The sequence below is a fragment of the Streptomyces sp. NBC_00090 genome, from assembly GCF_045160815.1.
Taxonomy (GTDB): Bacteria; Actinomycetota; Actinomycetes; order Streptomycetales; family Streptomycetaceae; genus Streptomyces.
The window spans coordinates 2,741,351-2,763,355 of sequence record NZ_CP108224.1 but is presented as its reverse complement, the minus strand read 5'-3'; the positions used below and the strand labels follow the sequence as shown (position 1 = coordinate 2,763,355).

At 73.1% G+C, this 22,005-nt stretch carries 21 protein-coding genes, 1 other RNA gene and 1 pseudogene; 16 read left to right on the top strand and 7 right to left on the bottom strand.

The genetic code is table 11. The annotated features are described in order from the left end of the window. Window positions 1-50: 50 nt before the first annotated feature. From OG361_RS12165 to OG361_RS12155, 3 genes are all read left to right on the top strand, one after another. Window positions 51-485 (top strand): VOC family protein, encoded by a 435-nt coding sequence (locus OG361_RS12165; RefSeq protein WP_405853336.1) that lies wholly within the window; start codon window positions 51-53, stop codon window positions 483-485. Between the two features lie 41 nt (window positions 486-526). Next, window positions 527-1,075, top strand: coding sequence for a GNAT family N-acetyltransferase (locus tag OG361_RS12160; protein WP_405853335.1), 549 nt, complete (start codon window positions 527-529; stop codon window positions 1,073-1,075). Window positions 1,076-1,207: 132 nt separating this feature from the next. Next, complete coding sequence (locus tag OG361_RS12155) at window positions 1,208-1,585, top strand: hypothetical protein (protein WP_405853334.1); 378 nt, start codon at window positions 1,208-1,210, stop codon at window positions 1,583-1,585. Between the two features lie 46 nt (window positions 1,586-1,631). On the opposite strand, the gene OG361_RS12150 is transcribed toward OG361_RS12155, so the two are convergent. Beyond that, window positions 1,632-2,096: a hypothetical protein gene (locus tag OG361_RS12150; protein WP_405853333.1), complete on the bottom strand. Its 465-nt coding sequence runs from the start codon at window positions 2,094-2,096 to the stop codon at window positions 1,632-1,634. 339 nt (window positions 2,097-2,435) lie between these two features. Between OG361_RS12150 and OG361_RS12145 the strand changes: the two genes are divergently transcribed. The 3 genes from OG361_RS12145 to OG361_RS12135 all read left to right on the top strand — a co-directional run bounded on the left by OG361_RS12145 (window position 2,436) and on the right by OG361_RS12135 (window position 5,410). Then, the gene (locus OG361_RS12145; RefSeq protein WP_405853332.1) at window positions 2,436-3,290 is read left to right on the top strand and encodes a MaoC/PaaZ C-terminal domain-containing protein; all 855 of its coding nucleotides are present in this window, start codon (window positions 2,436-2,438) and stop codon (window positions 3,288-3,290) included. Between the two features lie 62 nt (window positions 3,291-3,352). After that, window positions 3,353-4,429: a Zn-dependent alcohol dehydrogenase gene (locus OG361_RS12140; protein WP_405853331.1), complete on the top strand. Its 1,077-nt coding sequence runs from the start codon at window positions 3,353-3,355 to the stop codon at window positions 4,427-4,429. A gap of 39 nt (window positions 4,430-4,468) precedes the next feature. Beyond that, entirely contained in the window at window positions 4,469-5,410 is a 942-nt protein-coding gene (locus tag OG361_RS12135) for a 3-oxoacyl-ACP reductase (protein WP_405853330.1), read from the top strand. 338 nt (window positions 5,411-5,748) lie between these two features. Here the strand turns inward: OG361_RS12135 and OG361_RS12130 are convergent, their stop codons facing one another. Further along, a complete protein-coding gene (locus OG361_RS12130; RefSeq protein WP_405853329.1) occupies window positions 5,749-6,987 on the bottom strand; it encodes a hypothetical protein in 1,239 nt (412 codons plus the stop codon). 245 nt (window positions 6,988-7,232) lie between these two features. Between OG361_RS12130 and OG361_RS12125 the strand changes: the two are divergent. From OG361_RS12125 to OG361_RS12105, 5 genes and pseudogenes are all read left to right on the top strand, one after another. After that, a pseudogene (locus OG361_RS12125) lies at window positions 7,233-8,111 on the top strand (ABC transporter substrate-binding protein); the annotation flags it as partial. Between the two features lie 232 nt (window positions 8,112-8,343). After that, a complete protein-coding gene (locus tag OG361_RS12120; RefSeq protein WP_384562058.1) occupies window positions 8,344-9,225 on the top strand; it encodes a Nif3-like dinuclear metal center hexameric protein in 882 nt (293 codons plus the stop codon). Further along, window positions 9,222-9,962, top strand: coding sequence for a zinc ribbon domain-containing protein (locus OG361_RS12115; RefSeq protein WP_405862204.1), 741 nt, complete (start codon window positions 9,222-9,224; stop codon window positions 9,960-9,962). The genes OG361_RS12120 and OG361_RS12115 overlap by 4 nt, the downstream gene beginning before the upstream one ends. Further along, window positions 9,962-11,578: a bifunctional RNase H/acid phosphatase gene (locus OG361_RS12110; RefSeq protein ID WP_405853328.1), complete on the top strand. Its 1,617-nt coding sequence runs from the start codon at window positions 9,962-9,964 to the stop codon at window positions 11,576-11,578. The genes OG361_RS12115 and OG361_RS12110 overlap by 1 nt, the downstream gene beginning before the upstream one ends. Window positions 11,579-11,622: 44 nt before the next feature. Then, window positions 11,623-12,474 (top strand): GNAT family N-acetyltransferase, encoded by an 852-nt coding sequence (locus OG361_RS12105; protein ID WP_405853327.1) that lies wholly within the window; start codon window positions 11,623-11,625, stop codon window positions 12,472-12,474. Window positions 12,475-12,499: 25 nt separating this feature from the next. Here OG361_RS12105 and eda read toward each other — a convergent pair whose 3' ends face one another. Together eda and yaaA are read right to left on the bottom strand one after the other, a co-directional pair. Then, window positions 12,500-13,144: a bifunctional 4-hydroxy-2-oxoglutarate aldolase/2-dehydro-3-deoxy-phosphogluconate aldolase gene (eda, locus tag OG361_RS12100; protein WP_405853326.1), complete on the bottom strand. Its 645-nt coding sequence runs from the start codon at window positions 13,142-13,144 to the stop codon at window positions 12,500-12,502. Window positions 13,145-13,208: 64 nt separating this feature from the next. Further along, on the bottom strand, window positions 13,209-13,976 hold the full coding sequence (gene yaaA / locus OG361_RS12095; RefSeq protein ID WP_405853325.1) for a peroxide stress protein YaaA: 768 nt from the start codon (window positions 13,974-13,976) through the stop codon (window positions 13,209-13,211). Between the two features lie 94 nt (window positions 13,977-14,070). On the opposite strand from yaaA, the gene OG361_RS12090 reads away from it, so the two are divergent. After that, window positions 14,071-15,513, top strand: a complete 1,443-nt coding sequence (locus OG361_RS12090) for an RNB domain-containing ribonuclease (RefSeq protein WP_405853324.1) — start codon at window positions 14,071-14,073, stop codon at window positions 15,511-15,513. Here the strand turns inward: OG361_RS12090 and OG361_RS12085 are convergent. Together OG361_RS12085 and OG361_RS12080 are read right to left on the bottom strand one after the other, a co-directional pair. Continuing rightward, the gene (locus OG361_RS12085) at window positions 15,458-16,333 is read right to left on the bottom strand and encodes a hypothetical protein (RefSeq protein WP_405853323.1); all 876 of its coding nucleotides are present in this window, start codon (window positions 16,331-16,333) and stop codon (window positions 15,458-15,460) included. The genes OG361_RS12090 and OG361_RS12085 overlap by 56 nt on opposite strands. Beyond that, window positions 16,330-17,115, bottom strand: coding sequence for a MerR family transcriptional regulator (locus tag OG361_RS12080; protein ID WP_405853322.1), 786 nt, complete (start codon window positions 17,113-17,115; stop codon window positions 16,330-16,332). Before OG361_RS12080 ends, OG361_RS12085 begins: the two co-directional genes overlap by 4 nt. 134 nt (window positions 17,116-17,249) lie before the next feature. Between OG361_RS12080 and OG361_RS12075 the strand changes: the two genes are divergently transcribed. Next, window positions 17,250-17,828 (top strand): Uma2 family endonuclease, encoded by a 579-nt coding sequence (locus OG361_RS12075; protein ID WP_405862202.1) that lies wholly within the window; start codon window positions 17,250-17,252, stop codon window positions 17,826-17,828. A 30-nt stretch (window positions 17,829-17,858) separates the two neighbouring features. Then, window positions 17,859-18,257, top strand: an RNA gene (gene rnpB, locus OG361_RS12070) — RNase P RNA component class A. A gap of 278 nt (window positions 18,258-18,535) precedes the next feature. On the opposite strand, the gene OG361_RS12065 is transcribed toward rnpB, so the two are convergent. Then, window positions 18,536-19,042, bottom strand: coding sequence for an SMI1/KNR4 family protein (locus tag OG361_RS12065; protein ID WP_405853321.1), 507 nt, complete (start codon window positions 19,040-19,042; stop codon window positions 18,536-18,538). Window positions 19,043-19,299: 257 nt separating this feature from the next. Between OG361_RS12065 and OG361_RS12060 the strand changes: the two genes are divergently transcribed. Then, complete coding sequence (locus tag OG361_RS12060) at window positions 19,300-20,847, top strand: DHA2 family efflux MFS transporter permease subunit (RefSeq protein WP_405853320.1); 1,548 nt, start codon at window positions 19,300-19,302, stop codon at window positions 20,845-20,847. 46 nt (window positions 20,848-20,893) lie between these two features. Continuing rightward, window positions 20,894-21,991 (top strand): ketoacyl-ACP synthase III family protein, encoded by a 1,098-nt coding sequence (locus tag OG361_RS12055; protein WP_405853319.1) that lies wholly within the window; start codon window positions 20,894-20,896, stop codon window positions 21,989-21,991. Window positions 21,992-22,005 lie beyond the last annotated feature (14 nt).

Sequence of the window (22,005 nt, the reverse complement as noted above, 5' to 3'; positions counted from 1 at the left end):
CGGCGAATAAATCCGATGCCCCGGCGAACAGCGCCCCCTATGGTGGGCCGGTGTCTTCGATCAAGAAGTTCCAGGTCACGTTCGACTGCGCGGAACCCGAGCGTGTGGCTCGGTTCTGGTGCGAGGTGCTGGGGTACGTCGTACCGCCGCCTCCGGAGGGGTTCGCCTCGTGGGCCGCATACGACAGCACGCTGCCGCCCGAGCGTCAGGGCGCGTGGTTCGTCGCCGTGGACCCCTCGGGTGAGGGCCCGCGGCTCTACTTCCAGCGCGTTCCCGAAGGCAAGGTCGCCAAGAACCGGGTGCACCTCGACGTGCGGGCCGGCACCGGGCTCGTGGGGGCGGAGCGCCTCGCCGTACTCCAGGCGGAGTGCGAACGGCTGGTCGCGCTCGGCGCGGTCTGTGAGCGGGTACTGCTCGCCGACGGCGTCAACGAGTCGTGCATCAACATGCAGGACATCGAGGGCAACGAGTTCTGTCTCGACTGAGCGGCCCCGAACGCCTGTCCGTGGGCGATAGGTTGCCCGTCATGATCGAAACCGGAACCTTCGCCTGGCCACCCGCCCCGACAGGAACCGAACGGCTCGTGCTCCGCGAGTCCGAGGCCCGGGACCGTGCCGCGTTCATCGAGCTGTTCGCGTCGCCGGAGGTGGGCACCTACATCGGTGGCGCCCGACCGCGCGACGAGCTCGAACGCGCGGTGCCGGAGGTGCCGGGGCGGCGCCCCGGCCTCTTCGTGGTCGACCTCGACGGATCGATGATCGGCATGATCACGCTCGACCGGCGCGACGCGGAACGCCCGGGTCACGTCCGCCCGGAGGGCGGAGAGGCCGAACTCGGCTATCTGTTCCTGCCGGAGGCCTGGGGCCGCGGCTACGCCGTCGAGGCGTGCGCGGCGGCACTCGACTGGTTCGCCGACGCGCTTCCCGGCGAGCCGGTGGTGCTCTCCACCCAGACCGCCAACGCCCGCGCGATGCGCCTCGCGGCGAAGCTGGGGTTCACCGAGGTGGAGCGGTTCGAGGAGTACGGCACCGAGCAGTGGTTCGGCGTGTGGCCCTCGGTGACGCCGTCCGGTTGAGCCGGGCAATTCCTTGGGACGCCCAGGTCACCCGCCCGAAGAGAGGTTTCCGTGACGGATCGGCCACGAAGCTTTGTGTGGTTGACGGTTGCCGTCGGCGGGTTTCTCGTCGCGACAGTGACCGGATTCCTCGTGGACCTGACCGAGGACCAGAGCCGACCATCACTCACCGTCGCCGACGTGGAGGGGGTCTGGTCGGCTTCGGGCGGCGGACGTCTGACGGTTCGGGCGGACGGTTCCGCCGAGCTGGAACGGGTGATGGAGCCCGAGACGGGCTGCGGGCAGTCAGCCGATCAGATCCACCTCACGTACACCGGTCCGGCGGCCTGGGTGTTCGACACCTGGCCCGACGAGCCCCCGGGAATCAGGTTTGACTACCGGGGCGCCGGCACGGGCAAGACGTGCAGCATTTATCTCTCTGTCGTGCCGGACATGCACGACGGCGCCAAAGGCTTCCTCCCCCATGACCCCAGCCCGTGGTACGAGCGCGGCTCCCCACCGCGGACCTGAACGGGCCGTTCTCATGGGCAGATCCACCACAGGCGGGCAGTCGCGCCTACGGCTTGCTTGAGCAGTCGGTCTCCGTCCAGGTCGCCTGGAGGTCACGGCAGATGATGGTGAGCGTGCCGTTCCAGCACGCGATCTCGTGGCTGCAGCCGTCTCTGTGCGGCAGGATCTCGTCGAGAATCACGGGTCCGAGGTCCGTCCCTGTGGCGTCGGCGGGATCGATGACCAGGCAGGACACGCCCGTGTATCGGATGACCAGGTCTTGATCGTGCTTCCAGCAGTTGTGCCGGAACTCGACCTCCATCTCCTCATGGCCGGCCCCCTGGACGGCCTGAAGCGTCAGATCCTTCACGCATCGCCTGCTGCGGAAGTCGTAGTGGTCGCTGTCAGTGGCGAAGGCCCGGGCGCCGGGTGGCAGATCACCGGAGATCGAGGGCAGGTACTCCAGACAGCCGGCCGGGTCCAGGACCCCCGACAGGTCGCCGGCCTGCGCGTCGACATTGACATGCTCCATCGGCCTTCGCCCCCGCTCGTGACTTCCTGCCGGCCGGCGAATCGTCGCACGGCTCCTCGCGTCCTTGGCTGAAGCTGCCCACGCGAACGTACGGGCCTGGCCGTGGCAAATGTCCCGGGAGGGTGACGTGGGCAGTCTTCTGACGTGTCGTCAGGTAGGGGGCGTCGGGAGGGTTCCCAACTCTCCCCGCCTCGGCTATACATGGGGTCCACCGACCTAGAACGCGTTCTAGAACGGCCGCGTCCGGGACGGTCCCGCACGGCCTCGGTGCGACCGACGGTGCGGACGGTCGCATCGAGGTCTTTCCCCGCCGCCTCGCCCACGAGGAGCAGCAGCCCGATGCCGATCGACCCCGCCAAGGCCGTCGCCGCCGAACCCCGCAGCGCCGAGATCTCCTGGGACCACAAGGACGTCCAGCTCTACCACCTGGGGCTCGGCGCGGGAGTGCCCGCGACCGACCCCGACGAGCTCCGCTACACCCTGGAGTCCCGGCTCCACGTCCTGCCCAGCTTCGCCACCGTCGCGGGCGCCGGCATGGGCGTCGTCGGCGGACTCTCCGCCCCCGGCATCGACATCGACCTCGCCGCCGTCCTGCACGGCGGCCAGTCGGTCACGCTCCACCGTCCCGTCCCCGTCAGCGGCCGGGCCGTCTCCACCTCCCGCGTCGCCGCCGTCCACGACAAGGGCAAGGCCGCCGTCCTCGTCCTGCGCTCCGAGGCCTCCGACGCCGACGGCCCGCTCTGGACCAACGACGCCCAGATCTTCGTACGGGGCGAAGGCGGCTGGGGCGGCGACCGCGGGCCCTCCGAGCGCCTCGCGCTCCCGGACCGGCAACCCGACGCCACCGTCGAGCGGCCGATCCGCGAGGAGCAGGCCCTGCTCTACCGGCTCTCCGGGGACTGGAACCCGCTCCACGCCGACCCCGACTTCGCCAAGCTCGCCGGCTTCGACCGGCCGATCCTGCACGGCCTGTGCACCTACGGCATGACCCTCAAGGCCGTCGTCGACACCCTGCTCGACGGGGACGTCACCCGCGTCCGCTCGTACCGCACGCGCTTCGCCGGGATCGTCTTCCCCGGCGAGACCCTGCGCCTGCGGATGTGGGCCGGCGAGGGCAGCGTCCAGGTGGCGGTCACCGCCGTGGAGCGCGACGACGCCCCCGTGCTCGCCGACACCGTCGTCGAGCACGCCTGACCCGTCGTCGAGCACTCCTGACACCTCTTGCCCATTCCCGTACCCCTGAGGGGAGCCGCACCATGCGCGCAGCCGTACTGCACGAGATCGGCCAGGACAAACTCGAAGTCCTCGACGACGTCGAGGCCGTGGGCTTTGGGCCCGGCAAGGTGCGGATCCGCGTCCGGGCCACCGGCCTCTGCCACTCCGACGTCTCCGCGATGAGCGGCGTCCTCCCGCAGCCCGCCCCCTTCATCCCCGGGCACGAGGGCGCGGGCGAGATCCTCGACGTCGGCGACGGCGTCACCGGGCTGAGCCCGGGCCAGCGCGTCCTGCTCTGCTGGCTGCCCGCCTGCGGCAGCTGTCCCGCCTGCAAGCGCGGCCAGACGCAGCTCTGCCTGGCCGGCTTCATGAACGCCGGCACGCCCAACTTCAAGCGCCCCGGCGGTGACGTCTTCGGCTTCGCCGGCACCGGCACCTTCACCGAGGAGGTCGTCGTCGACGCGGGCTGTGCAGTCCCCATCCCCGACGACGTGCCCTTCGACATCGCCGCCCTCATCGGCTGCGGGGTCACCACCGGCCTCGGCGCGGCCATCAACACCGCGAAGGTGGAGGCCGGTTCCTCGGTCGCCGTCATCGGCTGCGGCGGCGTCGGCATCTCCGCGATCCAGGGCGCCAAGCTCCAGGGCGCCGCCCAGATCGTCGCCGTCGACCCCGTCGAGTCCCGGCGCGAGGCCGCGCTGCGCTTCGGCGCCACCGAGGCGGTCGCACCCGACGCGCTCGCCGACGCCAAGCAGCGGATCACCGGCGGGGAGGGCTTCGACTACGTCTTCGAGGTCGTCGGCAAGTCCGCCACCGCCCGTACCGCCTACGAGACGACCCGGCGCGGCGGCACCCTCTGCGTCGTCGGCGCGGGCGCCCTCGACGACTACCTCCAGTTCAGCATGTTCGAGCTGTTCTTCGACGAGAAGAAGATCCTGCCCTCCATGTACGGCGGCGGCGACGTGCTCACCTCGTACGAGCGGAGCATCGCGCTCTGGCGGGCCGGCCGCATCGACCTGGAGTCGCTGATCACCCACCGGGTGCCGCTGTCGGGCATCAACGAAGCCCTTGAGCAGATGCGTACGGGTGTGGCGCTCCGCACCTGCATCGAGATCTGATCCGATCCGTTCCGATCCGTTCCGAGAGGACCGCGACCCATGTCACTTCCCCTTGAGGGCCTGAGCGCGATCGTCACCGGCGCCGGCCGGGGCCTCGGCCGCGCCGAGGCGCTCGAACTGGCCCGGCTCGGCGCCGCCGTCGTCGTCAACGACTACGGGCAGGCCGGCCGCGACGGCTCCGGAGAAGCCTCCGCCGCGCCCGCGGAGGAGGTCGCGGCGGAGATCCGCGCGGCGGGCGGCCGGGCGGTCGCGCACCTCGGCGACGTCTCCGACTTCGAGACGGCGCGGGGCCTGGTCGACCTGGCGGTGGCCGAGTTCGGGAAGCTGGACGTCCTGGTCAACAACGCGGGCATCCTGCGCGACCGGATGGTCTTCTCGATGAGCGAGGACGAGTGGGACTCCGTCGTACGGGTCCACCTCAAGGGCCACTTCAACACCACCCACTTCGCCGCGGTGCACTGGCGGGGCCGGTCCAAGGCGGGGGAGACCGGCGTCTACGGCCGGATCGTCAACACCTCCTCCGAGGCCTTCCTCGCCGGCTCGGCCGGTCAGCCCAACTACGCGGCGGCGAAGGGCGGCATCGTGGGCCTGACCACGTCGTCGGCGCTCGCGCTCGCCCGGTACGGGGTGACGGCCAACGCGATCTGCCCGCGGGCCAGGACCCGGATGACGGAAGACGTCTTCGCCGGCTTCGCCGAGCCGGGGGAGGGGGACCTCGACCCGCTGTCGCCGGAGCACGTGGCGCCGCTGGTCGGCTACCTCGCCTCCCCGGCGGCGGCCGGGGTCAACGGCCAGCTGCTCGTCGTCCACGGCGGGATGGTGGCGGTCGTGGACCGGCCCAGGGTGTCGGCCAAGTTCGACACGGCCAAGGAGGCGTTCACGTACGAGGAGCTGGACTCCGTGCTCACCCCGCACTACGCGTCCCGGCCGGCGGGCGAGACCTTCGCCGCGGCGGAGGTGCTGGGTCTGAAGAAGGGCTGAACGGGCTGGAGGAGTTGGAGGGGCTGCGGGGGCTCCGGGGGCTGAAAGGGCCGCGGGGGGCGGGGCGCGGGGAAGGTGGGGAACGGTGAAGGGCCCCGGGGAGACCCGGGGCCCTTCACCGTGCTGGACTGCTCACCGGACCGCGCCGGCGGACCGTTCGGTCACTGCGCGACGGGTTCGCGGCGGTGGCGACCGTGCGGCGAGGACGAGGAGTCCTCCGCCGGCGACGCCTCACCGCGATGCCTTCCGGAGCCGTGCGGCTCCTTACCCTCCGTGCTTGCTTCCGACATGCTGGAACTCACCCCGTAGAAATCGATCTTGCTGTGCGGCCCGTGAGTCTAGCCAGCGGGTTTGCGGTCCGTCAGGGGAGCCTGCTGCAAAGGCACCGGACGGCACACCCGGGGCTCGTCGACGACCGCCGCCGGTACCGCGGCCGTCGACGCCACCGGCTCGGGCTCCGGCTCCGGTTCGGGCGGCGTCTCGAGCTCCACGAGCCCGCACGGCGCCCCGGCCGTCACGTACGGCAGCCGCAGGACGCCCCCGGCCGTCCACAGCCCGGCGCCGGCCAGCCACCCCGCGGGGGCGGCCGACTGGGCCATCCGGCGTGAGGAGGGCTCCCAGGTCCCCACCCAGCTCCCGCCCGCCGCGTCGATCCGCAGGGCCACCGAGCAGCTCTCCGGCATCAGCACCTGCCCCGGCTGCACGGCGAACGGAGTCACCGCAGCGTCGTCGAGCCGCAGGCACTCCGGGAACCGCACCGGGAGCAGGCTCCCGAGGACCCCCCAGCCGAGCCGGTCGCGCCCGGGCGACGGCGCGTCGGAGCGGATCAGGAGCAGTCCGCTGTCCGGGTCGGCGAGGAGCAGCCGGTCGTTGCTCTCCTCGGCGATCTGGAGCAGCGGCGTCACCTCGCCGCCCCGTTCCAGGTCGACGGTGACGGCCTTCACCGGCCCGTCGCCGAGCCGCCGGTCGAGGGCGAGTATCCGGCCGGTGCGGTCGAGCCACACCCCGCCCGTGCAGCCGCCCTTGATCTCGGCGACCTGCTCGGGGCCGAAGGCGCCGCCGGCCACCAGCCACAGCGTCGTCGTGTCGGGGCCGACGCACATCGCGTACGCGCAGATGCCGTCCGGCGAGGGCGGCAGCAGCACGAGCCGCTCGGAGCCGGGTGCCTCCACCGCGCCGAGCTGGAGCTCCCCGGTGGCCGGGCCGGTGGGGTAGAGCAGCGAGAAGGTGTTCCGCCGCCCGTCCACCCGGCGGGCGACGAGGACCCGGCCGTCCGCGAGGGGCAGCAGCTGGGCGTGCGGCTCCTCCGGCTGGCCGAGGGGGAGCGGGACGGCGTACGGCTCCGGGCCGTCGAGCGTCCACCGCTCCACGTACAGGGCGTCTCCGGCGCCCGCGAGCCGGGCCGCGTACGCGCCGTTGGCCGTGATCGTGAACCCGGCCGATCCGGCGAAGCCGGGGGGCCCGGCGGGACCGGCGGAATCGGCGAAGCCGGGGGGCCCGCCCGGCCCTGCGGACCAGGCGGCGTCCCTGTCGCGGTCGTCGTCCTCGGCCGCGGTCTCGATGGCACACGCTGTCATCGACTCGTCACCTCCGGCCACGAAGCTAGTTTTCGCACTTCCAGCCGAACAACACGAGCCCGGTCACTTCACACATAAGGGTGGTCGTCCGGCGGTTCGGCTGAGGGGGAGGGGGCGGCTGTGCTGGAGTGACCAATGGTGAGTAAGGCAAGGCGAACCTAAGTGGAGTCTGCAGCTCCGGTCGGTCGCGACTCCGTCCCCGTACGGAACGCACACAGAACGCGTACAGGCGCCTGCTCATGTCCGCCGCCGCCAAGACCGCGGCCATGGGGAGCGACGCGAAGCCCGGCCAGTTTCCGCGCACCCTCACCCACGCCCTCGGCACCACCGAGCTGAAGGCCGCCCCCAAGCGGGTCGTCGTCCTTGACGTCGGCGAGCTCGACAACGTCGTCTCCCTCGGCATCCAGCCCGTCGGCTACGCCCCCTCCGAGGGCGACGACGGCATCCCCGGCTACCTGAAGAAGGACGCCGGCGCCCCGAAGTCCGTCGGCACCGTCAACAACCTCAACCTGGAGGCCATCGCCGACCTCCAGCCCGACCTCATCCTCGGCAGCCAGTTGCGCGCCGCCGACAAGTACGACGAGCTGTCGAAGTTCGCGCCGACCGTCTTCTCCATCCGCCCGGGCTTCACCTGGAAGGGGAACTACCTCCTCAACGCCGCCGCGCTCGACAGGACGGCCGAGGCGAAGGCGAAGCTCTCCGCGTACGAGACCAGGGCGAAGCAGCTGGGAAGCGACATCGGCCCGAACAAGCCGACCGTCTCCATGGTCCGCTACCTCCCCGGCAAGATCCGCCTCTACGCGAAGGCCTGCTTCATCGGCACGATCCTGGAGGACACCGGTCTGCCCCGGCCCGAGAACCAGCAGATCGACGAGCTCGCCGCCGAGATCAGCCCGGAGAAGATCGACGAGGCCGACGCCGACTGGATCTTCACCGGCGTCTACGGCGACGCCAAGGCCACCAGGAAGAACGCCGCCCAGGCCAACCCGCTCTGGAAGAACCTCACGGCCGTCAAGGCCGGGCAGGCGAAGGACGTCCCGGACGAGACCTGGTACCTCGGCCTCGGCGTGACGGCGGCGAACAGCGTCCTCGACGACCTGCGCGCCGACCTCGTGAAGAAGTAGCACCCGCGGACCGGTCGGTACGCCGGGGGCGCGTACCGACCGGACCGTGCGGTACGCCGGGGGCGCGTATCGACCGGACTGTGCGGTACGTCGGAGGTGGCGCACCGACCGGACCGTGCGGACGTCGGGGGTTGGCGTACCGACCGGACCGTGCGTACGCCGGGCCACGTACCGACCGGACCGGCCGGTACGCCCGGACTGCGGGGCACGGGAGCCAGGTAGCCTTTCCTCCGTGCCCCGTCTGTCTGAAGTCATCGCCGCGCTCGACGCCCTCTGGCCGCCCCAGCGGGCCGAGCAGTGGGACGCCGTCGGCACCGTCTGCGGCGACCCGGACGCCGAGGTCACCCGCGTCCTGTTCGCCGTCGACCCCGTCCAGGAGATCGCCGACGAGGCGATCGCCCTCGGCGCCGACCTCCTCGTCACCCACCACCCGCTCTATCTGCGCGGGACGACGACGGTCGCGGCCGGCCACTTCAAGGGCCGCGTCGTGCACAACCTCATCAAGAACGACATCGCGCTCCACGTGGCGCACACCAACGCCGACACCGCCGATCCCGGCGTCTCCGACGCCCTCGCCGGCGCGCTCGACCTCCGGATCACCGGCCCGCTCGTGCCCGAGAACAACCTCGGCCGGATCTGCGAGCTCGACCACCCCGAGACCCTCGCCGAGTTCGCCGCCCGCGCCGCGAAGCGGCTGCCCGCCACCGCGCAGGGCATCCGGGTCGCCGGCGACCCGGACATGACCGTGCGCCGCGTCGCCGTCAGCGGCGGCTCCGGCGACAGCCTCTTCGACGCCGTACGGGCCGCGGGCGTGGACGCCTTCCTCACCGCCGACCTGCGCCACCACCCGGTCTCCGAGGCCACCCAGCACGCGACACTGTCCGGGCCGCTGGGTCTGGTCGACGCCGCCCACTGGGCCACCGAATGGCCCTGGTGCGAGCAGGCGGCCGCCCAGCTCGACGAGATCTCCGACCGCCACGGCTGGGACCTCCGCGTCCACGTCTCGAAGACGGTCACGGACCCCTGGTCCGCCCACCTCGTCCCCGCCTCCGCCCTTTCGGGGAGCGCTTCGCGCGCCCCTTCCGATAACACCTCCCCTGGAGCCCCCAACTGAACGCCGCGCCCGCCGACCAGATCCGCCTCCTCGACGTCCAGGGCCTGGACGTACGACTCCAGCAGCTCGCCCACAAGCGCAAGTCGCTGCCCGAGCACGCCGAGATCGAGTCGCTGACCAAGGACCTCACCCAGCTGCGCGACCTGCTCGTCGCCGCGCAGACCGAGGAGAGCGACTGCGGCCGTGAGCAGACCAAGGCCGAGCAGGACGTCGACCAGGTCCGCCAGCGCGCCACGCGCGACCAGCAGCGGCTCGACTCCGGCGCCGCCTCCCCGCGGGACCTGGAGAACCTCCAGCGCGAGCTCGTCTCCCTCGCCAAGCGCCAGGGCGACCTGGAGGAGATCGTCCTGGAGGTCATGGAGCGCCGCGAGTCCGTCCAGGAGCGCGTCACCGAGCTGACCGAGCGGGTCTCCGCCGTCCAGGCCAAGACCGACGACGCCACCGCCCGGCGCGACGCCGCCCAGGGCGCGCTGGACGCCGAGGCCGCCTCGGTGACCAAGGAGCGCGAGCTCGTCGCGGGCTCCGTCCCGGCCGACCTGCTCAAGCTGTACGAGAAGCTGCGTGAGCAGCAGGGCGGCGTCGGCGCGGCGCGGCTGTACCAGCGCAAGTGCGAGGGCTGCCACATCGAGCTCAACATCACCGAGCTGAACGATGTCCGGGCCGCCGCCCGCGACGCCGTCGTCCGGTGCGAGAACTGCCGCCGGATCCTGGTCCGCACCTCGGAGTCCGGTCTGTAATGACGTCGTCGCGTGAGCTGATCGTCGAGGCGGACGGAGGCTCCCGGGGCAACCCGGGGCCCGCCGGTTACGGGGCCGTGGTCCTGGACCCGGTGACGGGCGAGACGCTCGCGGAGGCGGCCGAGTACATCGGCGTGGCGACGAACAACGTCGCCGAGTACAAGGGCCTGGTGGCGGGGCTCAAGGCGGCCCGGGCGCTCTTCCCGGACTCCACCGTCCACGTCCGCATGGACTCCAAGCTGGTCGTCGAGCAGATGTCCGGCCGCTGGAAGATCAAGCACCCGGACATGAAGCCGCTGGCGGCCGAGGCGGGCCGGGTCTTCCCGGCGGGCCGCGTCCGCTACGAGTGGATCCCGCGCGAGATGAACAAGCACGCGGACCGGCTCGCGAACGAGGCGATGGACGCGGGCAAGCAGGGCCGCCAGTGGGAGCCGTCCGGCTCGACGGCGGCGCTGGACGCCGTCGCCGCCCGCAACGCCGCGAGCCTGCCGCCGTCGGGCCCGCCCGGCGACGCGACGGCGGGCGCGGCCCGCGCGCGTGCGGCTCTGGCGCCGCGACCGGGCGGACCGCAGACGCCCGCCGGAGCCGGGACTGCCGGGTACGGGGCTTCCGGGACCGGGACCTCCGCGACCGGGGCCTCCGGGTCCGGGACCTCCGCGACCGGGACCTCCGGGTCCGCCGGGCAGCCCGACGACGGCCTGTTCGCCCGCGACGAGGCCCTCGCGGCCCAGGCCCGCGCCTCCCTCGCCTCGGCCGCGCACGTGTCGGCCGCCGCGCACCTGTCGGCCGCCGCGCACGCGGAGGCCACCGGCGACTTCGAGGCCGAGGCGGCCGCCGTGGTCCACACGGAGCCCGCCGCGCCCGCGCAGGGCGGGACGCCGGACGCCCAGCCGCCGACGGCCGCCGAGCCCACGGCCGTTCCCGGCTCCGCCGCGCCCACGGGGGCCTCCGCCTCCGCCGCCCCCCGGCAGGGCTGGGCGGGGCCCGACATGGGGGCACCCGCGACGTTCGTGCTGCTCCGGCACGGGGAGACCGCGCTCACCCCCGAGAAGCGGTTCTCGGGGAGCGGGGGCACCGACCCCGAGCTGTCGGCGGCCGGACTGCGCCAGGCCGAGGCCGTCGCCGAGGCGCTCGCCGCGCGCGGCACGATCCAGGAGATCGTCAGCTCGCCCCTCACCCGCTGCCGCCAGACGGCCGCCGCCGTCGCCGCCCGCCTCGGGCTCGACGTGCGGATCGAGCGCGGGCTGCGCGAGACCGACTTCGGGGCCTGGGAGGGGCTGACCTTCGGCGAGGTACGCGAGCGGTACCCGTACGACCTCGACGCCTGGCTGGCCTCCCCGAAGGCCGCGCCGACCGGCGGGGGCGAGAGCTTCGCGGCCGTCGCCCGGCGCGTCGCCGCCGCCCGGGACCGGCTGACCGCCGCCCACGCGGGCCGTACCGTCCTCCTCGTCACCCACGTCACCCCGATCAAGACGCTGGTCCGGCTCGCGCTCGGCGCCCCGCCGGAGTCGCTGTTCCGGATGGAGCTGTCGGCGGCCTCGATCTCGGCGGTGGCGTACTACGCGGACGGCAACGCGTCCGTACGGCTCCTCAACGACACCTCGCACCTGCGCTGAAAAGGGCTGGACGTCCCGTCCGGGGCGTACCACCATCACCGTCCATGACGTGGTACTTCACCGAGGACGCCGCCGCCTTCCGCACCGCTGCGGCCGATCTGCTGGCCGCCGAGGCGGCCCGTAACACCGCCGTGCTCACCCTCATGGGCTCCGCCGGGCGGCTCGGCTGGTGGGCCGAGCCGGACGGCCGGGTCACCGGGGTGCTCGCGGTGTCCTCGCCCGGCGAGCCGTCCTTCGGGGCGGTGACGGTGGAGGCGGCCCGCGCCCTCGTCCTCCCCGAGGGCGAGGAGCCGACGGCCGTACGAGGGGAGACGGCGGCCGTCGAGGCCTTCGCGGAGGCCACCGGCCGCCCCTGGGCCACGGCGGGCCGCATGCGGCTCTTCCGGCTCGGCGAGCTCGTCCCGCCGGACCCGGCCCCGGTCGGCCGCGCCCGTGTCGCCACCTCGGCGGACATCCCGCTCACCGCCGCCTGGGCGCGGGAGTTCGCCCTGGCCATCGGGGAGGACGTCACGGACAAGGACTTCACCGGGCCCGTCACGGAACGGGTCACCGAAGGCCGCCTCGTCCTCTGGGAGGCACCCGACGGGCACCCGGTGTCGATGGCGTGCGTATCGCCCACGATCGAGGGCCAGGCCCGGGTCCACCTCGTCTACACCCCGCCCGCCGAGCGAGGGCGCGGCTACGCGGCCGGCGCCACCGAGGCGGTCAGCCGGGCCGCCCTCGACGGCGGTGTCGCGCAGGTCCTCCTCTTCGCGAACCTCGCCAACCCCACCAGCAACGCCCTCTACCGGCGACTGGGCTACCGCCCGGTGACCGACCACCTGACGGTGGAGTTCCGGGGCGAACCCGCACCCGCACCCGCACCCGCACCCGCACCCGAACCCGTCGGCGGCTGACGGGCACGGGTCCGCGCAGGGGCCGTCAGCAGCTGACGGCCACAGGTTCGTCCAGTGCCGCCGCCTCGCGTGCCAGCGCCTCGACCCGGGACCAGTCGCGGGCCGCGACGGCGTCGCGCGGCAGCATCCACGTACCGCCGACGCAGCCGACGTTCGGCAGGGACAGGTAGGCGGGGGCGGAGGCGGGGGAGATGCCGCCCGTCGGGCAGAAGCGGGCCTGCGGGAGCGGGCCCGCGAGGGACTTCAGGTACGGGACGCCGCCCGCCGCCTCGGCGGGGAAGAACTTCATGTCCTCCACCCCGCGTTCGAGCAGCGCCACGACCTCCGAGGTCGTCGAGACGCCCGGCAGGAAGGGCACGCCCGACTCCCGCATCGCGCCGAGGAGCCGCTCGGTCCACCCCGGGCTCACCAGGAACCGCGCCCCGGCGCCGACCGCGTCCGCGACCGCGGCCGGCGAGACGACGGTGCCCGCGCCGACGACGGCCTCCGGCACCTGGGCCGCGATGGCTCGTAGGGCGTGGAGCGCGGCGGGGGTACGGAGGGTGACCTCGATCAGCGGCAGTCCGCCGGCCACCAGGGCGCGGGCCAGGGGTACGGCGTCGGTGGCGTCCTCGATCACGACCACGGGGACGACGGGGGATTCCGGGGCAAGACCGAACACGCTCGTCATGGGCTTCATCGTGCCCACGGCGAGCGTGATATGCAACGACCGTTGCGCAGGGTGCAACGGGTGCCTAGTGGATCTCGTCCACCAGCACGTCCAGCGCCCCCGCCCTGCCGCCGTCCTCCACCACGTACCTCAGATCCCGCAGCGCCTCGGCCAGCTCCGCCGGCGAAGCCGGTTCCGCGCCCGACTCCAGGAGACTCCGGACGATCCGGCCCTTCGTCGCCTTGTTGAAGTGGCTGACCACCTTCCGGGTCGGCGCGTGCAGCACCCGCACGGTCGCCGTCCGCGCCGCGAGCTCGCCCTTCGGCTTCCACGCCGACGCGTACGCCGCCGAGCGCAGGTCCAGGACGAGCCCGTCCCCGGCCTCCCCAGGCAGCACGGACGCCATCGCGCCCCGCCAGTGCGCGCCCAGCGCGCCGAGACCCGGCAGCTTGACCCCCATCGAGCAGCGGTAGGACGGGATCCGGTCGGTCACCCGGACCGCGCCCCACAGCCCCGAGAACACCAGCAGGGACCGCCCCGCGCGCTTCCGGGCGCCCGCGTCCAGCGTCGCCAGGCCCAGCGCGTCGTACAGGACACCCGTGTAGATCTCGCCGGCCGGGCGCGCGCCCGCCGTCCGCAGCTCCACGTTCTTCCCGACCTCGCCGCGCAGCCCCTCGCTCAGACCGAGGACCTCCCGCGCCTTCTCCTCGTCGGCGGCGCACAGCTCGACCAGCTCGTCCAGGACCGCCGCCCGCGCCTCCGCGAGCCCCGGCAGGGACAGCGACTCCGGCTTCAGCGGCGCCCCGCGCCCCGAGGAGGCCTTGCCTTCGGAGGGCGGCAACAGCACGAGCACGGTGGTTCTCCTTCGTACGTACGGGGTGGGGGTGCGGCCCCGGCCGTCCAGCCTACGAGGTGCCGCCCCCCGTCCCCAGCCATACGCTCGGTCCATGCCACGCCGCCACATCCACGTGACCGGCGCAGCCGAGGCTCCGCTGCGGGCCGCCCTGCGCGCACTCCGTACCGAGCTCGCGATCCCCGACGCCTTCCCGCCCGCCGTCCTCGCCGAGGCCGAGGCCGCCGCGAAGGCCCCCCGGCTCCCCGCGTACGACGCCACCGACCTGCCGTTCCTCACGATCGACCCGCCGACCTCCACCGACCTCGACCAGGCCATGCACCTGGCCCGGCGGTCCGACGGCGGCTACCGCGTCCACTACGCCATCGCCGACGTCGCCGCCTTCGTCACGCCCGGCTCCGCGCTCGACGCCGAGGCCCACCGGCGGGTCCTCACCCTCTACTTCCCCGACGGCAGGATCCCGCTCCACCCCGCCGTCCTCTCCGAAGGCGCCGCCAGCCTCCTCCCCGGCGAGCCCCGCCCCGCGCTGCTCTGGCGGATCGACCTCGACGCCGAGGGGCGCAGGGTCGCCACCGACGTGCGCCGCGCCCTCGTCCGCAGCCGCGCCAAGCTCGACTACGCGGGCGTGCAGCGGCAGATCGACTCCGGTACGGCGGAGGAACCCCTCGCGCTCCTCCGCGAGATCGGCCGCCTCCGCGAGGCCCTCGAAGCCGAGCGCGGCGGGATCTCCCTCAACGTCCCCGAGCAGGAGATCGTCGAGACCGACCACACGTACTCCCTCGTCTACCGGGCGCCGCTCCCCGCCGACGGCTGGAACGCCCAGATCTCCCTGCTCACCGGCATGGCCGCCGCCGACCTCATGACCGCCGCCGGCACCGGCATCCTCCGCACCCTCCCCACGGCCCCGGACGGCGCGGTCGCCCGGCTGCGCCTTTCCGCGCGGGCCCTCGGCGTCGACTGGCCGCACCACGTCTCGTACGCCGACGTCGTCCGCTCCGCCGACCCCGCGAACCCGCGCCACGCCGCCTTCCTCCAGGAGTGCACCACCCTCCTGCGCGGCGCCGGGTACACCGTCTTCACCGACGGCCACGTCCCCACCCCGGCCGTGCACGCCGCCGTCGCCGACGAGTACACGCACTGCACCGCGCCGCTGCGGCGGCTCGTCGACCGGTACGCGGGCGAGCTGTGCGTGGCCGCGGTCGCCGGGAACGAGCCGCCCGAATGGGTACGGGCCGCGCTGCCCACGCTCCCCGACGAGATGGCGGCGGGCTCGCGCCGCGCCAACACCGTCGAGCGCGAGAGCGTCGACATCGTCGAGGCGGCGCTCCTGAAGGAGCGGGTCGGCGAGATCTTCGAGGCGTACGTGATCGACGTGAAGGAGCGCGAACCGGCCGTCGGCACCGTCCACCTGGAGGACCCGGCGGTCGTCGCCCGGATCGCGGGCGGCGACGCCCGGCTGCCGCTGGGGGAGTGGCTGCGGGTCAGGCTGGCGGAGGCGGACCCGGGATCGGCGAAGGTGTTGTTCGCGCCCGTGTGAGGGCCCGGAAGAAGTCACGGGGATCGTCCGCGTGGCAGCGGATCACCCGTACCGGCCGGGGCGCGCCGAGCAGCCGGGGCGCGTCGACCGGCTCCGTCAGCTCGATCGTCACGGTCGTCTGCGAGCCGACCGCGAGGTTCAGCTCGCCCTCGGTCTTCTCGTGGGTGAAGAGCGACTCGTGCCGGACGGCCGCGATCAGGCCGAGCGGTACGCGCACGTCGACGTGGGCCGCCTGCCGCAGCCGCAGGACGTCACCGGTCAGCAGGTGCGGGCGGGTCACCGAGGCCGCGTGCAGTCCGAGGACGAAGAGCACGGTGTAGACGTCCAGGACGAGGACGACCGCGTGGACGACGGGCCAGTCGGCGAGCAGATACGACATGCCGACCGTCTCGACCAGGCAGACGAAGGCGAAGCCGTACATCAGGGCGGCCTGGTCGCGGGCGTGCGGGAACACCCCGTCCGCGCCGCCGACCCCCTGCGGCCGCCGCGCGACCCACCGCGCCAGGCTCGTCATCAGCCGCAGCTCGTGCCCGACGAGCCGGAGCACCGGCTCGGGCACGAGCTCGGCCACGGCCTCCCGGGCGGAGAGCCCGCGCCGTCGCAGCCGCAGATGGACGAGCCCCTCGGCCGCCACGAGCAGCACGACCAGCACCTCGGCGACGGCGAGGACGACCCCGGGTATCCGCACCCCGGCGACGAGGCAGACGGCGAGGACGACCTCGGCGGGCAGCGCGGTGTACGCGACGAGCCGCAGGACCCGGAGGATCCCGGATCTGGGGCGGACCCGGACGGTCGTGCCCTCCCGTGTGTCGCCGGTCATCGGTCACCCTCCTGTCGTTCCTGCAGTCGTTCTTGCTGCAGTTCCTGCTGCCGTTCCTGGACGAGGCGCAGCGCGAGGCGGACGGCGGCGGACTGGGCGGGGCCGAGGTCGCCGAAGAAGACGTCCGCGAGCCCGCCCGCCCCCTCGGCCGGCAGCTCCACACCCACCTCGTCCGGCAGACAGGCGGCGAGCGCCCGGGCGGCCTCGGCCACCCGAGGGTCGTCCGGCTCCGCCCCGGCGAGGGCGTCGAGCAGCGCGTACACCTCGTGCGCGTACTCCGCCGTCCCGCGGAGCAGGCCGATCAGCCGGGCCCGCTCCTCCTCCGGGACGACGGTGTCGAGCAGGGCGAGGATCTCGCGGTCCTTCGCCGCCATGGGCGAGTCGGACGCCGGGCCGAGGCCCGCCAGGAGCTCGGCGAGCTCCGCCGACACGGGCCCGTCGGCGGGCAGCAGCCCGTCCCGCGCCCGGTCGAGCAGCGCGGCGAGCCGCTCCCTCCGCTCCCGGATGACCGCCTCCTGCCGGGCGAGGTCCTCCTCCAGCTCCCGGAGCACCTCCACGAGCCCGCGCCCCTCGTCGTCCGCGAGCACCCCGCGCACCTCGTCGAGCCCGAGCCCCAGCTCGGTCAGCCGCCGGATCCGGGCGAGCAGCACGGCGTCCCGGATCCCGTACTCCCGGTACCCGTTGGCCCGCCGCGCGGGCTCGGGCAGCAGGCCCGACTGGTGGTAGTGCCGCACGGCCCGCGGGGTGACCCCGACGAGTGCGGCGATCTCGCCGATACGCATGGGCCCCAGTAGAAACCCTGACGCTGCGACAAGGTCAAGCGTGCTCCGGTACGGCTCCTCGATCATGTGCCACGATCGAGGGAACGACCCCGATCCGACGGACGGCAGGTGCCTCGATGTCCGAGCCTGACGACATGACTGCCATGCCGCACGAATCGCTCACGCAGGCGGACATCCTGCTGGAGGGCTTCCTGGCGCTGGACACGCCGGAGGGCTTCCGCGCGGAGCTGATCGAGGGGGAGATCGTCGTGACGCCGCCGCCGGACGGGGACCACGAGAAGTACATCAGCCGGGTTCTCAGGCAGGTGATCAGGCGGTCCGTGGTCGACATGGACGTTTCGGGCAACAAGGGCCTGAAGTCGCCGAGCGCCGTGGAGCGACCGAGGAACCACGTCATCCCGGACCTCACCTTCGCTCCGGTCGACGCCGACCTGTTCGCGGGCGCCGGCTCCTGGATGCCCTGCTCCGGCGTGGCGCTGGTGCTGGAGGTCACCTCCAGCCGGCCGAACGCCGATCGGGAGGTCAAGCGCCGCTGCTACGCCCGTGGCGGCATCCCGCTCTACCTCCTGGTCGACCGGGACACGTCCACGGTCACGCTCTTCACCGACCCGGAGAGCGGCGACTATCGCGAACTCCACGCCGTGCCCTTCGGCAAGTCGCTTCCTCTCCCCGCGCCCTTCGGCTTCGACCTGGAGACGGCCGACTTCCTCTGAATCGGCGGGTAGCATGGTCGGCACGGCAGACGAGCCGGGCGGGCGGCCGCGTGGAGATCCTCGGATCTTCCCGAGGAACGTCCGGGCTCCACAGAGCAGGGTGGTGGCTAACGGCCACCCGGGGTGACCCGCGGGACAGTGCCACAGAAAACAGACCGCCGGGGACCTCGGTCCTCGGTAAGGGTGAAACGGTGGTGTAAGAGACCACCAGCGCCTGAGGTGACTCAGGCGGCTAGGTAAACCCCACTCGGAGCAAGGTCAAGAGGGGACACCTCGGTGTCCCTGCGCGGATGTTCGAGGGCTGCTCGCCCGAGTCCGCGGGTAGACCGCAGGAGGCCGGCGGCAACGCCGGTCCTAGATGGATGGCCGTCGCCCCGACGACCGCGAGGTCCCGGGGCACAGAACCCGGCGTACAGCCCGACTCGTCTGTCGGCCCACGTGGGGAGGGCCCCTGGTCAGGTTTTTCGCCTGATCAGGGGCCCTTTCTGGTTTCAAGCGGGGTGCCTGATCGTGCTCACTCTTCGTGACTGTTTTTCTGGCAGCAGGAGACGGACTCGGACATCTTCGAGCGCATCGAGCGGTCTGTCTGACTCCCGAGCGCGAAGCTCCCCCGCCCGGTCCGTTTCGGTGCGGGGGTGTTTCCGTTCGTAGCCATGGAGGAAGCCGCGTAAGCGCCCTCGCTCCGCGTTTGTTCAGGCCATAGCGGATCAGGGGTGACGTAGCCACTCCGTGTACCAGGTCCGGAAGTCGGGGCTTGCCGGGACGAAGCCGCCCCAGTCCGGGTCGAGGCGCCAGATCTCGCCCGCTCGCGGGCCGGTCAGGATCAGCCGGATGTACATGCAGCAGCCCTCGTCGGCCAGCATGAGCGTGCCCGGGGTCAGGTCATCGGCCAGTGCGCCGATCGCGCCGGGCAGGGGGTCGGTGAGGGGGAACGGCGTGGCGAGTCGGCCCGGCAGCCGGTCCTCCTGCCACTCGCCGTCCGCGGCCCAGTCCTCGACGGCCTCCGGCCGGGGGACGGTCAACGGCATCAGCCCGTAGCCGGGGCCGGCAGGGCCGTTGCCCACCTCCGCGACGAAGGACCGGTAGTCCGCGGGCAGCCGGATGCCGTGCTCCTCCTCGAACGCGCCGATCTCCGCTTCGGGCAGTGCGGGTGCCAGTTCGTACCGGTGCGTGCCCGCCCCGAAGAGCGCCCGCTCCGGGTCCCCTGCCGCCATTTCCCGAATCCGAGCGCGTATCCCGGCTTCGTCCCAGCTCGTCATTCCGATTGTCGTCCCGCTCGTCATCGAGTGACCTTATGTCCCACCCCGCCCACCCGGTCCATCAGCGCCTTGGGGTGCGGGAAGCTGGACCTGGACCCGGCCCCGGATCAGCCCCCGGCACGCTTCAGAAGTGCTCCAGTGGTGCGCTATCGCCCGGGGTGACCTTCTTCACGGCAGCAGTCGACGTTGTGAAGAAGGAGAGGGTTCCCACGATGGCCTCCATCGATGTACCGCCCACAAGTCCCGGGGTGACACACGGGCATCCGGGACGGACCGCCGCCGTCGCCGCGGTGGCCGTGTTCATGGTGTCCCTCGACAACCTGGTCGTGACCACCGCGCTTCCCGAGCTCCGGGACAGTCTGCACGCGAGCCTCGGCGCCCTGGAGTGGACGGTCAACTCCTTCACCCTGGTCTTCGCCGTGCTCCTGCTGTCCGCCGCCGTCGTCGCCGACCGGTTCGGGCGCAAGCGGCTCTTCACCCTCGGCATCGCCGTCTTCACCGTCGGCTCCGTGATGTCCGCCCTCGCCCCCGGCATGGGGATGCTCATCGCCGGCCGCGGCGTGCAGGGCATCGGCGCCGCGATCGTCCTGCCGCTCACCCTGACGCTCCTCTCCGCCGCGTACCCGCCGGACAAGCGCGGTGCCGCGCTCGGCATCTGGGGTGCGGTCGGCGGGCTCGCGGTGGCGCTCGGCCCCGTCGTCGGCGGTGTGGTCATCAACTACCTGTCCTGGCAGTGGATCTTCTGGATCAACGTGCCGATCGGGATCGCCCTCCTCGCCATGGCGCCCGGCTGGCTCGCCGAGAGCCACGGCGAGCGCAAGCCGCTCGACCTGGCCGGCACCGTGCTCGCCAGCCTCGGCATGCTCGGCCTGGTCTTCGCCCTCGTCGAGGGCAACGCGGCCGGCTGGACCAGCCTCCGGGTCCTCGGCGGATTCGCGGTCGGCGTCGTCGCCCTCGTCGCCTTCCTCGTCTGGGAGAGCCGTACCCCGAACCCGATGATGCCGCTCTCCCTCTTCCGCAACCGCGGCTTCAACGCCATCAACGGCGTCTCGCTCCTCATGTACTTCGGCATGTTCGGCTCGATCTTCCTCGTCACCCAGTACGTGCAGACCGTGCAGGGCGCCTCGCCGCTCGGCGCCGGCGTCCGGCTGCTCGCCTGGACCGGCATGACGCTGATCGCCGCGCCCATCGGCGGCATCCTCTCCGACAAGATCGGCGGCCGGCCGATCGTCATCGCCGGCATGGTGCTCCAGGCCGCGGGCCTCGCGCTCATCGCCGCCACCGTGACGGAGACCTCCGGGTTCCTCACCCTGCTTCCCGCCTTCGTCCTCAACGGGCTCGGCATGGGGCTGTACTTCGGGCCCGCCGCCAACCTGGCGCTCGGCGCGGTACGCCGTGAGGAGGAGGGCATCGCCTCCGGCGTCAACAACACCATCAGGGAGCTCGGCGGTGTCTTCGGTGTCGCCGTGCTCGCCGCGGTCTTCGCCGGCCACGGCGGCTACACCGACGCCCACACCTTCGTCGACGGCATGCGCACCGCCCTCTGGATCGGCGCGGCGGCCGTCGCCTGCGCGGCCCTCTGGTCGCTCCGGCTCGACGGACACAAGCAGGGCGGGAACGCCGGTACGCAGGGCGGGAACGCCGGTACGCAGGACGGGAACGCCGGTACGCGGGACGAGCCCGCGGTCGCGAAGGCCGGGGCCGCCGGACGGCCCGCGGCGGACCGTCCCGTCGAGGAGCCGGTGGGCGCGCGGGGCTGACCGGCTCCCCGACGGAAGCCCCAAGCACTCCAGTGGAGGGACCCAGTTGAGGTACGAACGCGACGTCTTCATCGCCGGGGTCGGCAGCAGCGTCCCGGCCACCCGCCGGGTGCGCGACGCCGTCGCCGAAGGGCGGATCGACGAGCGCACCGCCCGGCAGACGCGGATGGACAGCGTCGCGGTGTCCACGTCCGAGCCCGGACCGGTGCTCGCCGTCACCGCCGGCCGCCGGGCCATGGCCCACGCCGGGCTCGGCCCCACCGACATCGACCTGCTGCTGCACGCCACCGTGCACTACCAGGGCCACGACCTGTGGCCGCCCGCCTCGTACATCCAGCGCGAGGTGCCGTGCGGCGACGGCCCCGCCCTGGAGGTGCGGCAGATGTCCAACGGCGGCATGGCCGCCCTCGACCTCGCCGCCGGATACCTGCTCGCCGGCGACACCAGGTCGGCGGCGCTGCTCACGGCCGGAGACCGGTTCTGCGAGCCGGCCTTCGACCGGTGGCGCTCGGACCCGGGCACCCTGTACGGCGACGCCGGGGCCGCGCTCGTGCTCTCCCGGCGCACCGGGTTCGCCAGGCTGCTGAGCCTCGCCACCGTCGCCGACTCCGAACTGGAGGGCATGCACCGGGGCGACGACCCGTTCGGCGCGGCGCCGTTCGGCCGGCACCCCGTCGTCGACATGGAACGCCACAAGCGGGCCTACGTCGGCGCGGCGGGCATGTCGTTCACCGTCGCCCGGGTCTCCGCCGGACAGCGCGCCGCCCTCAAGAGGGCCCTCGCCGAGGCCGACGTGACCCTGGACCGGATCGACCGCTTCATCCTGCCGAACCTGGGGTGGCGGCGCCTGGACGCCGCCTTCTTCCAGCCCTTCGGCATCCCCGAGGAGCGCACCGTCTTCGACTGGGGCCGCACCGTGGGCCACCTCGGCGCCGCCGACCAGTTCGCGGCCCTCGCCCACCTCGCGGCCCGGGGCGAACTCCGCCCCGGCGAGCACTGCCTGCTCGCCGGCGTCGGGGCCGGATTCACCTGGTCCTGCGCCGTCGTCCGCATCCTCTCCACCCCGCCGGTGCCGCCCGTCGCCCCCGGTGAACCCGCCGCCGCCCCGCCCGTATCCACCCACGTGGAAGGACAACAGAAGTGACCCGAGTCGTACGA